This window comes from Acidobacteriota bacterium (assembly GCA_016703965.1).
Classification (GTDB): Bacteria; Acidobacteriota; Blastocatellia; order Pyrinomonadales; family Pyrinomonadaceae; genus OLB17.
Window position 1 is genome coordinate 131,673 of sequence record JADJBB010000025.1, and the last position, 13,636, is coordinate 145,308.

Below are 13,636 nucleotides of genomic sequence, written 5' to 3' on the forward strand. Positions count from 1 at the left end.
GGAATTATGGCTGATAAAATTTTAGTAAAAGCAGAAAAGCGTGAAACACGCGGCAAGAATGAGAACCGTCGGCTGCGTGTCGCCGGCAAGATCCCGGTCGTCGTCTATGGCGGCGGATCGGAAAGCCTTGCAGCAACCGCGTCGCTCGCAGACCTCGCAGCGATCATTCGTACGGACAGCGGTGTTAACACCGTTTTCTCGCTCGATATCGAGGGCGAAGGCATCAATGACGTTATTTTCCAGGATCGTCAGATCCATGCGGTCCACGGCCGTATGATCCACGCCGATCTTCGACGCTTTTCGAAGGGCGAAAAGATCGAAATGACCGTTCCGGTTCACCTCATCGGCCACGCAAAGGGCCTCGAGGTCGAAGGTGCTGTTCTCTCACAGGCGATCCGCGAGATCAAGGTTTTGTGCGAACCGGCAAACACGCCTGATTCGATCGACGTTGACGTTTCGGATCTGGACGCAGGACACTCACTGCACGTTTCTGACCTCAAGGTCGGAAAGGGCATCGAGATACAGGAAAGTGGCGATGCTGTCGTGGCGTCGATCGTTTCGATCAACGCGAGCGACCTCGAACCGCAACTCGAAGCCGGTGCAGAACCTGAAGTTACGGGCGAAACACCTGCTGAAGGCGGCGAATAAGCTTTACGCAGCCTGCGTTTCGGTATGAGTAATTGGCTGATAGTCGGGCTTGGAAATCCGGGCCCGGAATACGCAAAGACGCGGCACAACCTTGGGTTCATGCTCGTCGATCGGCTAGCTTCGAGGCTGCAAACGCGAGTTGCACGCAACGAATGCCGGGCACTCGTCGGGCGGGCCGAAATTGACAATCAGGTAGTTGAACTCGTCAAACCGCAGACGTATATGAATTTGAGCGGTGAGGCAGTGAGCGGTCTGCTCGCCAAGGGCGGCAGATCGATCGAACGGCTCGTGGTCATTTCAGACGATCTCGCTCTTCCATTCGGAACGATGCGAATTCGTTCGAAGGGAAGTCACGGCGGGCAAAACGGCCTGAGGTCGATCATAGATTGTTTGAAAACGCAGGATTTTATTAGACTGCGTATTGGCATACAGCCCGAGCATCCGATCAGGGACGCAGCAAAATTCGTTTTGGAAAATTTCGCCAAGGGCGACGCCGAAACGCTTGAAAAGATATTGGACGAATCCGCCGACGCGGTCCAAACCATCGTTAAAGAAGGTGTTGACGCGGCGATGGGAAGATTTAATGGAGTGAATAGGGAATAGTTAAAAGTGAATAGTTAAGAGTGAAAAGTAGTGAGGATAGCGACGGCCGGAAGCGGCTTTTAACTGTTAACTTTAACTATTCACTGTTCACTGCGACCGAAAGGAGCAATTATGGCACTTAGAACGTACGAAGTAATGTATATCGTCAATCCGGACACGGAAGGCGAAAAGATCGTCAAGCTGAACGAAGCTGTCGGTAAATTGATCGAGAAGGAAGGCGGCACGGTCGTTCGTATGGACGATATCGGCATTCGCAATCTTGCCTATCCGATCCAGAAAAAGAATCAGGGACATTACGTCCTTTTCGAGGTCGACGGCACGGGCCAGGAGATTCTCGAACTCGAACGCCGCATGCGTGTCAACGATCTGATCCTGCGTTTCATCACGGTCCGAGTTGACGAAGACCGCAAAAAAGCTGACAAGGTACGTGCAAAACGCGAAGCCCGCTCGGCGAAACGTGCATCATTCCGCACTGCAGCCGCTGAAGCTGCTGCAGACGCACCGGCAGAAGCGTAAGAATAGTTAAAAGTTAATAGTGAAAAGTGAAAAGTGAAAAGTTAGGAAAATGATAGAAAACAGCGACGGTTCGCCGAAAAACGCTCTTAACTATTCACTTTTAACTATCAACTTTTCACTAAAACGGGAGTATTTATGGCAGATAATGATTTGGAATTATTGAACGACAGAAATGACCTTGGCGTCGGAGAAGACGTCATCGGCGATCGCCCGCGTCGCTATCAGCGCCGCCGGCCGCGTCAGATCGTGCCCGATTATCTTGACTGGAAAGACGTGGATCTTCTCAGGCAGTTCGTGCCGGAACGCGGCAAGATCATGCCGAGACGCATCTCGGGAATTTCAGCAAAAGACCAGCGCCGCATCGCCAAAGCGATCAAACGCGCCCGCTCGATGGCTATTTTGCCATTCGTTGCGGACTAGGACGAGTGGTCAGAGGTCAGTGGTCAGTGGTCAGTAGGGTTACAAGATCCTCAGACTTCGGGCGACGGGCTAATGACCTGCTCAGCGGATTAGAAAGCTCGGTAGGAAGTCTGAACACTGACCACCGACCACTTACAACTACTATTATGGCAAACACAACAATACTATTACGCGAGGACATCGAGCATGTCGGCGGACGCGGCGAGATCGTTAAGGTCAAGGCCGGTTATGCCCGCAACTACCTGCTGCCGCAGGGATTTGGAACGCTTGCGACCAAAGGCAATATCAAACAGATCGAACAGGAACGAGCCGCTCTACTGAAGAAAGCAGCGATCGAAAAAGCGACCGCCGAGGCTCAGAAAGAGCAGATGGAAACCATCAAGCTTACCTTCGAACGCAAGGTCGGTGAACACGGCCATCTTTTTGGTTCGGTAACCTCGATGGACGTCGCCGAGGCTCTCAAGGCCAAAGGTTACGAGATCGACCGCCGCAAGATCGTCCTCAAAGACGCGATCAAAGACACGGGCGATTTCACCGTCAACGTGAAACTTCACCGCGAAGTAACGCTGGCTGTTCCAGTCTCGGTCATCGCTGAAGGCGGCGAGGAAGCTCCGAAAACAGAAGCACCGGCACCTGTTGAACAGGCTGTCGCTCCAACCGAAGAAGCTTAGTCGATCACGTCCGACGAAAAAGAAATTAACCTGGGACGGATCACCGTTCCGGGTTTTTCTGTGTTTCCCGTGCGTTCCGTGGTTTAATTGTTTAGGGAAAATCAACCACGGATCACGCGGAGCAACACGGAAAACATCCAACTATGAGCGTCGTTCAACGTAAATTATCACGATCATTCCAAGCCTTCTTCGCTTCCGAAAAGGCGGGCGGGATCATTTTGATCGTTTGTACCGTCGTCTCGCTGATCCTGGCAAATTCCATGGTCGGCCCGTCGTATCTCGCGTTTTGGCATAGCTACATTGGCGGGATGAGCGTCGAGCATTGGGTGAACGATGGGCTGATGGCGATCTTTTTTCTGCTCATCGGGCTCGAACTCGAACGCGAATTCTACAACGGCGAACTCTCGAGCATCAAGAATGCACTGCTTCCGATCTTTGCGGCTGCGGGCGGCATCGCGGTTCCGGCCTTGATCCACCTCTTTTTCAATTACGGCACTGATACACAAGCCGGGATCGGCATTCCGATGGCAACGGACATTGCCTTTGCCCTCGGTGTCTTGGCTCTGCTCGGCAGCCGCGTTCCGGCGTCGCTCAAGGTTTTCTTAACAGCCCTTGCGGTCATGGATGACCTCGGGGCTATCATTGTGATCGCGATCTTCTACACGGCGAAACTTTCCGCGATATATCTTGCTTGCTCACTGCTCGTTTGGGCCTTTCTCGTTGTTTTGAACCGTTATCTCAGGGTCGTCTCGCTTATTCCATATCTGATCGGCGGCGTTTTGATGTGGTATTTGATGCTAAAGTCGGGAGTTCACGCCACGATTGCCGGTGTACTGCTGGGATTTGCGATCCCGTTCTCGATGAAGGAGGACGACGAAACCTCGCCTTCGCACCGGCTGGAGAGCTTTCTGCACAAACCGGTCGCTTTTTTCATACTTCCTGTTTATATTCATCACAAACCTAGCGTTTGCCACGAATCCTGTCGAGATCAACGGCTCAAAAATGGCGATCCTCCTTGCCTCGATGACAGCCGGAACGATCGGTTTTATCTACCTAAAACTCTTCGGTAAACCCGAAGCGTTTGATGAGGATATGGATGCGATGGATTTTGAAGAGGAAGATGTCCCGGCCACCGTTTCTTAACGAGATCGAACGAAAAATTCGTCACAGTTTCTTTGTCAGTAGAGCTGCGAACCGAGTATCATTAGAGACTGCAAATCACTTTTGCGGTCTCTTTTTTTTCCGGATCCGACATATCCTAATGTTGCCGGTATTTCACGATTTACCGGAGCATTTTAACTGATGGCGAGTGTTTTTCCAGACAACCGACGAGAGCAGTACCTCGAGAAGCCGCTGCCGAGCAGTGATGACAGCGAGCGTTATTCTGGGGGCGATCTTGCTCGATAATTCCCTGATCGCGCAGACGGTGGAGAGCCTGAAACCTGAGGATTTTTACTCGCCGCTTAATCGCCGTGTGTTTGCGGCGATGATCGCTTTGTTTGAAAAGCAGAAGCAGATCGACCCGATCCTGATCGGCGAAGAGCTAAAGAAAGAAGGCTCGCTCGATTCGATCGGCGGCATCACGGTCATCACGAATCTTACCTTCGGGCTGCCGCATTTCTCTGATCTCTCGGAATACATTAAGGTCGTTCACGATAAATCCGTCGTCCGCACCCTGATCCGAACCTGCAACTCGATCACGAGCGAAGCCCTTGCTGAGGAAGAAGACGCCGAGATCATTCTGGATCGTGCAGAACAGGCGATCTTTGCGCTTGCTGAAGCACGGACGAATCAGAGCTTTTCGAGGATCGCTCCGGTTGCCGATCGCGTTTTGGCACGAGTTCGTGAGTATGCAAAGGGAGAAGGAACTGGAATTACTGGGCTTTCCACTGGTTTTCGTGAGCTGGATGAAATGACCTCGGGACTGCAGCGGACAGATCTTGTGATCATCGCGGCTCGGCCTTCGATGGGGAAGACGGCATTTTGTCTGACGCTTGCGCAGAACGCGGCTTTGTATTCGCGAGCGGTAGTTGCCGTATTCTCGCTTGAAATGTCGAAGGAACAGCTCGTCACACGTATGCTCTCGTCCGAGGCTCACATCAACGCGCACCGCTTTCGCACCGGCCATCTGATGTCTAATGAGTGGGAACGCCTCGCCAACGCGATCGGTACCTTGTCCGATGCAAAGATATTCATCGACGACACGCCGGGCATTTCCTCGCTCGAGATCCGTGCAAAATGCCGCCGCCTGGCCGCCGAGGAAAAAAAGCTGGATCTGATCGTGATCGACTATCTCCAGCTCATGGGTGGCGGTTCCGGCCGACGCAGTGAGAATCGCCAGCAAGAAGTTTCGCAGATCTCACGTGAGCTGAAAGGTCTGGCAAAGGAACTGGACGTTCCGGTAGTTGCACTCTCGCAGCTTTCGCGTGCTGCGGAATCAAGAAATCCGCCGATCCCGCTGATGTCCGACCTCCGCGAATCGGGAAGTATCGAACAAGACGCCGACGTCGTCGGCTTCATCTATCGCGAGGACTATTACAAAGAAACCGAAGAAAACAAAGGCCTCGCCGAACTCATCATCGCCAAACAACGTAACGGCCCGACCGGCACGGTCAAGATGGCGTTTTTGAAGGAATTTACAAGGTTCGAGAATTATTTTGGCGGCTAGTTGCCGGGTCAGAACCGGGAGCGATAGCGACTGGGTTCCCGGACGCTCGGTATTGAGAAATCCTAAGCAACGAAGAACCCAGTCGCTATCGCTCCCGGTTCTGACAGGAGAATTCTATGAGTACAGACTTAAGCTACCCGATCGGTAAATTCGACCTAAACTACGAAACCACCCCCGAAGCCCGCCAACAGCGGCTCGAGACGATCAAGAAGTTACCGTATGCGGTCACCGCAGCAGTTTCAGGTCTTACCGACGAACAACTCGATACACCATATCGCCCCGGCGGCTGGACGGTTCGCCAGACGGTCCATCACATCGCGGACAGCCATGCGAATTCACTGATCCGTTTCAAACTCGCTCTCACCGAAGATGAGCCGCCGACGATCAAGCCTTATTTCGAAGAGCGTTGGGCCGAGCTAGGGGACAGCAAGATCCCCGTCGATGTTTCGCTCAAAATGATCGAAGCGATCCACACCCGCTGGGCCGCTCTGCTCGAATCGATGTCGGACGAAGATTTCAAGAAAACCTTCATCCACCCCGAAACCGGCGTCTGGCCGCTCGAAGGTGCGCTTGCTCTATACGACTGGCATTCAAGGCATCACACCGCACACATCACGCATTTGCGTGAACGAGAGGGTTGGTAGGATTTTCTTTGCCCGCGAATTACGCGAATAAGCACGAATAAAATAGAATACGGATGATTTATTATTATTATTCGTTCTATTCGCGTTATTCGCGGGCAAAAATTTGCTTATGGCTAATTCTGAACGCCTTGTATCCCTCGACGTATTCCGTGGAATGACGATCGCGGGGATGGTTTTGGTTAACAATCCGGGCGGTTCGCCGGTGTATTGGCCGCTTGATCACGCGGAGTGGCATGGACTGACGCCGACGGACTGGATCTTTCCGTTCTTTTTGTTCATTGTCGGTGTTTCGATCGCGATCAGCCTGGGTAAGGTCAGAATCGCGAGCGAAAGTGACGGGGCACCTGCCGCAAAAGGCACTTTACGCAGAATTTTCACCCGGGCCGCCTCGATCTACCTGCTTGGGGCAGCACTTTCCATAATTCCGTTTTTCCAATTCCAGGCCACCGATGCTCCTGACCCGATAAAGTTATTGGTTTGGCTGGCATTCGTTGCATCGCTTTTCTTTCTTTTGCTCAGGAATTTCAAGGTTGCGGGGGCATTATTCGTCGTCGGTTTGCTCGGCATCGCGGGGATGAATCTCGCGGGTTATAACGTCGTTCCGTACAATTATGGCACGCTCCGCATCTTCGGCGTGCTGCAGCGGATCTCGGTTTGCTATCTGATCACCGCGATCATTTTTTTGTACACAAGCTGGAAACAGCAAGTCGCGATCGGCATCGCTCTGCTGCTTGGCTATTGGCTGATAATGACGACTATCCCGGTTCCGGGCTGCGAAGTCACGAGCCTCGCCGACAAAGCCTGCAACCTCGCCGCCTGGCTCGACCGACTCATCCTCACGGAAAATCACATCTGGCGAGGCGGCAAGGTTTACGATCCGGAGGGGATTCTCTCGACGATCCCCGCGATCGTGACAACGATCTCGGGCGTGCTAACCGGAACGTGGCTGACATCAAATATTGAATCTCGAATAACGAATAAAGAATCACAGGATCTAAGCCATTCGATATTCGATATTCAATATTCTTTATTGAACAAGGTCGCCGGCATCTTCTTCTTCGGCACCACGCTCCTCGCTCTCGGCCTGATCTGGAACAGCTATTTCCCGATGAACAAGGCTTTGTGGACGAGTTCGTACGTGCTGGCGACGACCGGACTCGCTTTGCTGGTGCTCGGCTGCTGCTATTGGCTGATCGATATCAAAGGCTACAAACGCTGGGCGTGGCCGTTCGTTGTGTTTGGCGTGAACGCCATGCCGCTGTTCATCTTCTCCGGCTTCTGGGCCCGCATGCACGCCGGCTACCGCGTCACCGGCCCCGAAGGTACGCTGATCTCCGCCCAAAAATGGGTGATGATCCACATCTTCAACCCCATCTTCAACCCCATCGACGCCTCGCTCGCCTTCGCGATCAGCTTTATCCTGCTGTGGCTATTTCTAATGTGGCTGCTGTATCGAAGGAAGATCTTTGTAAGAGTTTAAGAATAGTAACCACTAAAACACACGAAAAAACACTAAATAAGGATTTCCTTTTTAGTGCTTTTTCGTGTTATTTCGTGGTTACTTTCCTCCTACTTTATCTCGAAATTCCGTATCTCCGTTGCCTGTTGAGCCGCGAGTTGGTCTTTCTGAGCGGCGAGTGATTTTCGTTCTTTTTCCATCTCCTCGAGCCGCGTTTCCTGTTCTCCGGCTTTTGCGATGTAGCGGGCGATCAGGGTTTTGGCTTCGGGGGTTTTGGCGAGAGCCTCGATGTTTTCGCGGAGCCGCTTTTGGTCGGCTTCGATCTTTTCGACCTCATCGTCAAAGGTGGCGAGCCGGCGGTCGATCTCGGCGATCTGGGAACGGATGTCGATGATCTTCTCTAACCGGGCACGCGTAGCTTCGTCGATATATCTGCGATTGACGAAGAGAATGAGGTCCGTTTTTTGCAGATTTGCCAACTGATAGCTGTCCATCAAAGGCTGACGGACCGCGATCTTCAGCTTCTTGTCCTCAAAGGCACCAAGCTCGACGCGAAATCGATAATATCGCTGCGTCGTATAATCCGGTTTAGGCGAATCTTCAGACAGCTCCCAGCCGTTGCGTATCGGGTATTCGATATAGACGGTCTTTTTGCGGTCGGTCTGGTTCGTGATCTCGTAGGTTTTCTGCTCGCCCTGGAAATAATGAACCTGCAGAACACCGTTGACCGCCTTGATCAATTTCGCGGGCTCGCGGTTTCCTTCGTTTCTGACTACGACATTTGTGCCAAGGTCGAGAGCGAACGAGACGAGCCGCTGTTCTTTTGGCTTCAGACGTTCCATCAAAGCTTCGCCGGCGTAAGCGTTGCCGTCCAATACCGTCAGGCTGCCGCTCTCGAGCGTGAGATTTGTCGTATTCTTGAGCAAAACGCCGCTGAACGGGCGATCCGTCCGAACCGATTCGTTATAGACCGCAACCCGCTCGCCGTCCATCTTTGTCTGGACGATCGGGATCAGTGCCGAACGGTTTCGGTTGACTGTCACGGGCTGCTCGATGCGGTATTCGAAAAGATCGCCGATCTCCGAACCGCTTGCTGCGGCGGAGATGCCGGAATTCGCGCTTATCAGAGCATCGCTAACCCTGGTTTGGCTGAGTGCCAAAATACCGGATCGGAAATTGGTTGTTTCCTGACCGTCCACAAGGTAGGTATTTTCCGCACCGCTTGCGCCATCAATAGAAACATTACTCTGGGTCCCGGGCGTCATCATCAATTGACTTTGAAAACTTCGGCCGTTTAGCGGCAGTTGCTGGATCTGCCGCGCCGTAATTGCATTGCCAACACTTGCGTCAGCTGTATTTGCTGCACCTCTGCCACTGCCACTGCCGCTGCCCATTCCGCTCTGCGGCTCATAGATCTGTGGCTGCAATTGTAGATCAGACGGTGTTGGGATCACCGGACGATATCGATAAAAAGGCTTTTGCAAATTCTGGATGAAAGAGATCGGCGAGCCTGAGACGAGCGACATCTGCACGCCCGTCCAATCCTCTTCACTCACGTTGTCGACGATCGCCCAGCCCTGGAAGAACGGTTTGCCTTCGGCGTCGAGGACAACGCGATAGGTGGTTTTCCAGATCGGGGCGGCTATGGTGTACGAGACGACCATTTCGCGTTGCCCCGTGCCCTGCGATGTGACCGTGATCGTCTTGGCATCGAGCCGCCGGGCCGAAGCCGTTGCGTTGGCAAATTCGTTAATGTCACGCCGCGTTCCGTCCTCGATCAGCTTCACGCTTTTGACGTCCGCGAGGTCAAAGCTCGATATTTCGCCGCTTTCCGAAGCGATCACCAGCACGCTCGTTATCTGCGTTTCCTTATCGGTCTTGATGGTCTTGCGTTCGATCGTCAGGATCGAACCGGTCGCGGTGCCCTTGGTTGAGGCGACGACGACCTTGGCACCCTGCAATTGCGACAGCACCGACGAGATCCCGCCGCCATCGCCCGAAACCGGACTGACCGAAAACGGTATCTCCGCCATCCGCGACGAGATCGGCGCCGACGAATTATAACTGACCGCCCCGATCTTGCCCTGACCGAGGTCGAGCACAACCATTGATTTCAAAACATCATCGACCTGCGACTGTTTGAACGACAGATTGACCTCGGCATTTCCCGATACAAACCCGCGACGCTCGATGTACGCCACGCCATTCGAGTACAAAATAACCCGCCGAATCGGCAGCTGATTCGCCGCCTCAGCCGGGCGTTTTGTTTCCGGAATCGCCGTAACCCGTTTATTACGAGCTACTTGCATAAACCCGCTCAGCGGACACACTAATACCAACAGGAGAACGATCAATTTCTTCATTTTTCTAAGTCCTTATTTGGAGAATCTGGTTAAAACTTAACCTTACAGATGTATTGAACGCGCGGATTGGTTGCTTTTTGCACAAGTTCAAGAAGCTCTGAATAAGGATGTAAAAAATCGAGATGTAGGCTATACTTTAGCTTCAGTTTTCGCACTCTCATGAATATATTACGCATTTTCCTTCGCTGTTCGGTTTTGATTTGTTGCTTTACCATAGGAGCATTTACTCAGGATCAGATATTAACAAACTCTGATTTGCTAGCCCTGACCAAGGCGGGGTTATCTGCGGAGGTCATTATAGCCAAGATTAAAAGCAGTGCGGGGAAATATGATACATCGACGGAAAAACTAAAAGAACTAAAAGACGCGGGTGTTGCTGATGCTGTTATTTTGGCAGTTGTTGAGAACCCATTAGGAAAGTCTACCCAAGCGATAGCTGGCGATGAGAATATTATCCCCGGCGAGAACCAAGCGGTCGTATATATTTATCGAAGAAAGGAGTTTTCGACCCGTAACCTGCAGCCGTCGGTTTTTATAGACGACGACAAGGAAGTTGCTCGAATTGATGATGGGAAATTCTTTATTCTTAAGTTTGATCCGGGTAAACACAAAATATACGTCAACAAGGGATTTTCGGGGGCGGCAATTGACATGAAAGCTGGGCGACGTTATTTTTTTCGCGTTACGTATAAACCTGGCTTTTGGAAAGCGAGGGGTGAAATGGAGTTTGTTCCCTACGAACAGGGAACTTTAGAAGTCGCAAATATGGAGCCACTCGAAGAGAAGTGGATAAAGGATAAATCTCGTGTTTTTGTAATGGTTTCTAAACCAAAGAATTAGTTCTTCGAGGAGTAAGAGTTTGCCCTAGTACTTACCGAACTCTTTACGGCAACCCACCAATAATATGTTATGGACTAGATTCTTATCATCTAGCTTTTTTGTTGCGCGGTTTTCTTCGAAATCTTGACATTTCCAATAACCAGGCGTAAACCTAAACCTGAAAGCAAAATCCATTTTTCTAAAGGAGGCTACATATGAAGCGGAATATCTTGGCATTGGCAGCAGGGTTGGTGACGGCGTGGGCAATAATCGTGATCGACAAATTGATCGCCATCGGCGGCTGGCCCACTGGCAGTGCGCTCGAATTTATGACCCGGAACGAGATCACGGCGTACTTTAGCTCGCAGCCTCTGCCGTTTTACATGACGCTGTTGATCGGTTCGGTCCTCGGCGGATTTTTTGGCAGCTACATCGCATCGAACATGAGTCGCCGCGAGAATCGGGGTTTCGCGATGCCGCTGGTCGTCGCCGTATTTTTGATCCTGGGAGCGATGGTTAATTTCTTCGTGCTTTTCCCGGGCCAGCCGGTCTGGCTGATGGTCGCGACGATCGGGCTTTATCTTCCGGTCACGCTGCTGGCGAGAAAGCTGGCTTACTAGCCCGTTGATCAAATTCAAAAACCCTTGATCGCCGCCGCCAGGTCGCGGCGTAGTTGTTCTTTTTGCTCTGTTAGAGCCTTTTTCTCCTTGTCAATTGTCTCGATCCGCGTTTCCTGATCGTTCGCTTTCGCGATGTAGCGGGTGATCAGTGTTTTTGCTTCGGGCGTTTTGGCCAGAGACTCAATATTTTCCCGTAAACGTGCCTGATCGCTCGCGATCTGGGCGATCTCGGTTAACAAACCATTTAACTTTGCGTCCACTTCGGCGATCCGGAAGCGAATTTCTACGATCGCTTCGAGCTTGGCCTTCGTTGCGGCGTCGATCGAGCGGTTTCGCGCAAACAGATCTATCTGATCTCGCGAGATGTTGTCGAGGCGATAGCTTTCGAGCAGCGGCTGTTGAAACGATATCGTAAATTTCTTTTCCTGAAATTTTTCGAGCGGAACGCGAAACCGATAAAAATTCTGCGTTACGCTTTCAGGTTTGGGCGAATCGGCGGACGGCTCCCAGCCTTTGCGGATGGGGAATTCAATATAAAGCACCTTTGGCCGGTCGCTCTGGTTCGCGATCTCGTAAGTCTTGGTTTCGGCCCGGAACGAATGGATCTGAAAAATGCCATCGACGGCTTTGATCATACTCGTCGGTTCACGGCTGCCTTCGTTGCGGACGGTAATTCGGGTGCCGAGATCGAGGGCGAATGATATCAGGCGTTCTTCTTTTGGTTTTAGCCGTTCCATCAACGCCTCGCCCGCATAGGCGTTTCCGTCGAGCACGGTCAAACTTCCATTTTCGAATGTGAGATCTGTCGTATTCTTGAGAAGCACGCCGCTCAGCGGGCGATCTGCACGAACCGCCTCGTTATAGACCGCAACTCGTTCGCCATCCATCTTTGTTTGAACTATCGGGATCAACGCCGACCGGTTACGTTCGACCGTGGTCGGCTGTTCGATCCGATATTCGAACAGATCGCCGATGTCCGAACCTTTGGCGGCGGCCGTGATGCCGGATCGTCCGCTCGTAAGGGCATTGCTGACAGGCGATAACTGTCCGCCAGTAAAGCCGTCGATATATATTTGACCGCCGTTCGATCCGGCTGACGCTCCGACCAGTGCTTTGAGATTGTGTTGTAGCTCATCCGGATCACTTGGCAATGCCTCGATATCTCGATCCTTAAGTACCGTTTTGTCCATATTCGCCTCGATCTCATTCGACATACGACGACCGTTAATGGGCAACGTGCCGCTCTGCGGTTCGTAAACCTGAGGCCGTAGTTGCAGATCGGCGGGCGTCGGAACAACCGGGCGATATCGGTAGAACGGCTTTTGCAGATTCTGGATGAACGAGATCGGCGAACCGGAAACCAGCGACATCTGAACGTCGCGCCAGTCTTCGTCGCTTACGTTGTCAACGATGGCCCAGCCCTGGAAGAACGGTTTGCCTTCGTCGTCCATGACCACGCGATATGTGGTTTTCCAAATCGGGGCGGCGATCGTATAGCTGACGACCATTTCACGGCGACCAGTGCCTTGCGAGGTCACAGTGATGGTCTTTGCGTCGAGCCGGCGTGCCGATGCCGTGGCGATGGCAAATTCGTTGATATCTTTTTTAGTACCGTCATCAAGCAGCTTTACGCTCCGGACCTCGTTCAGGTCATAGCTCGATATTTCGCCGCTCTCCGACGCGATGACGAGCACGCTCGTGAATTTCGTTTCCTTGTCACTCGTGATCTGCTTTCGTTCCACGGTCAGTATCGATCCGGTCGCGCTCCCTTTTGTTGAGGCGACCAGGACCTTTGCCCCCTGCAGTTGTGAGAGGACGGATGAGATCCCGCTTCCGTCGTCAGAGACCGGAGTGACCGAAAACGGAATCTCTGACATTGTCGATGAGGTCGGAGCCGACGAATTGTAGCTCACCGCACCGATCTTCCCCTGGCCGAGGTCGAGGACGACCATCGATTTCAGGACGTCATCGACCTGCGATTGCTTAAAGGGAAGTTCGATCTCCGCGTTGCCGCTCACGAATCCCCGCCGCTCGATATATGCGACACCATTCGAATAGAGAACAACACGCCGGATGGGCAGGGAAGCGGCAGCGTTCTGATTTTGAGCGGCGGGAGCCGAAACTGCCCGCCGTGCTACCGTCTGGCCGTTAACCGTTAAGAAAAATGATGCAACGAGTAAAGAGAGAACGATATTCTTCATATGA

12 protein-coding genes and 1 pseudogene are annotated in these 13,636 nt (G+C 52.3%); 11 read left to right on the forward strand and 2 right to left on the reverse strand.

Annotation, left to right across the window (positions count from 1 at the left end; translation table 11 throughout):
* Nucleotides 1-6: 6 nt before the first annotated feature.
* The 9 genes and pseudogenes from IPG22_17930 (at nucleotide 7) to IPG22_17970 (ending at nucleotide 7,650) form a co-directional block, all read left to right on the forward strand.
* Nucleotides 7-648, forward strand: a complete 642-nt coding sequence (locus IPG22_17930; protein MBK6590166.1) for a 50S ribosomal protein L25 — start codon at nucleotides 7-9, stop codon at nucleotides 646-648.
* Between the two features lie 24 nt (nucleotides 649-672).
* Nucleotides 673-1,251, forward strand: a complete 579-nt coding sequence (locus IPG22_17935; GenBank protein ID MBK6590167.1) for an aminoacyl-tRNA hydrolase — start codon at nucleotides 673-675, stop codon at nucleotides 1,249-1,251.
* A 111-nt stretch (nucleotides 1,252-1,362) separates the two neighbouring features.
* On the forward strand, nucleotides 1,363-1,767 hold the full coding sequence (gene rpsF, locus IPG22_17940; protein ID MBK6590168.1) for a 30S ribosomal protein S6: 405 nt from the start codon (nucleotides 1,363-1,365) through the stop codon (nucleotides 1,765-1,767).
* Between the two features lie 135 nt (nucleotides 1,768-1,902).
* Nucleotides 1,903-2,187: a 30S ribosomal protein S18 gene (locus IPG22_17945; GenBank protein MBK6590169.1), complete on the forward strand. Its 285-nt coding sequence runs from the start codon at nucleotides 1,903-1,905 to the stop codon at nucleotides 2,185-2,187.
* A 146-nt stretch (nucleotides 2,188-2,333) separates the two neighbouring features.
* Entirely contained in the window at nucleotides 2,334-2,858 is a 525-nt protein-coding gene (locus IPG22_17950) for a 50S ribosomal protein L9 (protein MBK6590170.1), read from the forward strand.
* Nucleotides 2,859-3,001: 143 nt separating this feature from the next.
* A pseudogene (gene nhaA, locus IPG22_17955) lies at nucleotides 3,002-4,001 on the forward strand (Na+/H+ antiporter NhaA).
* A gap of 223 nt (nucleotides 4,002-4,224) precedes the next feature.
* The gene (gene dnaB / locus IPG22_17960) at nucleotides 4,225-5,526 is read left to right on the forward strand and encodes a replicative DNA helicase (GenBank protein ID MBK6590171.1); all 1,302 of its coding nucleotides are present in this window, start codon (nucleotides 4,225-4,227) and stop codon (nucleotides 5,524-5,526) included.
* 116 nt (nucleotides 5,527-5,642) lie between these two features.
* Nucleotides 5,643-6,170, forward strand: a complete 528-nt coding sequence (bstA, locus tag IPG22_17965) for a bacillithiol transferase BstA (protein ID MBK6590172.1) — start codon at nucleotides 5,643-5,645, stop codon at nucleotides 6,168-6,170.
* Nucleotides 6,171-6,279: 109 nt separating this feature from the next.
* A complete protein-coding gene (locus tag IPG22_17970) occupies nucleotides 6,280-7,650 on the forward strand; it encodes a DUF5009 domain-containing protein (protein ID MBK6590173.1) in 1,371 nt (456 codons plus the stop codon).
* Nucleotides 7,651-7,739: 89 nt separating this feature from the next.
* Here the strand turns inward: IPG22_17970 and IPG22_17975 are convergent, their stop codons facing one another.
* Nucleotides 7,740-9,992 (reverse strand): hypothetical protein, encoded by a 2,253-nt coding sequence (locus IPG22_17975; protein ID MBK6590174.1) that lies wholly within the window; start codon nucleotides 9,990-9,992, stop codon nucleotides 7,740-7,742.
* Nucleotides 9,993-10,247: 255 nt separating this feature from the next.
* On the opposite strand from IPG22_17975, the gene IPG22_17980 reads away from it, so the two are divergent.
* Nucleotides 10,248-10,832, forward strand: a complete 585-nt coding sequence (locus IPG22_17980; protein MBK6590175.1) for a DUF2846 domain-containing protein — start codon at nucleotides 10,248-10,250, stop codon at nucleotides 10,830-10,832.
* A gap of 194 nt (nucleotides 10,833-11,026) precedes the next feature.
* Complete coding sequence (locus IPG22_17985) at nucleotides 11,027-11,431, forward strand: hypothetical protein (protein MBK6590176.1); 405 nt, start codon at nucleotides 11,027-11,029, stop codon at nucleotides 11,429-11,431.
* 14 nt (nucleotides 11,432-11,445) lie between these two features.
* Here IPG22_17985 and IPG22_17990 read toward each other — a convergent pair whose 3' ends face one another.
* Nucleotides 11,446-13,632 carry a hypothetical protein gene (locus IPG22_17990; GenBank protein MBK6590177.1) on the reverse strand — a complete coding sequence of 729 codons (2,187 nt, stop codon included), beginning with the start codon at nucleotides 13,630-13,632 and terminating at the stop codon, nucleotides 11,446-11,448.
* Nucleotides 13,633-13,636: the final 4 nt, after the last annotated feature.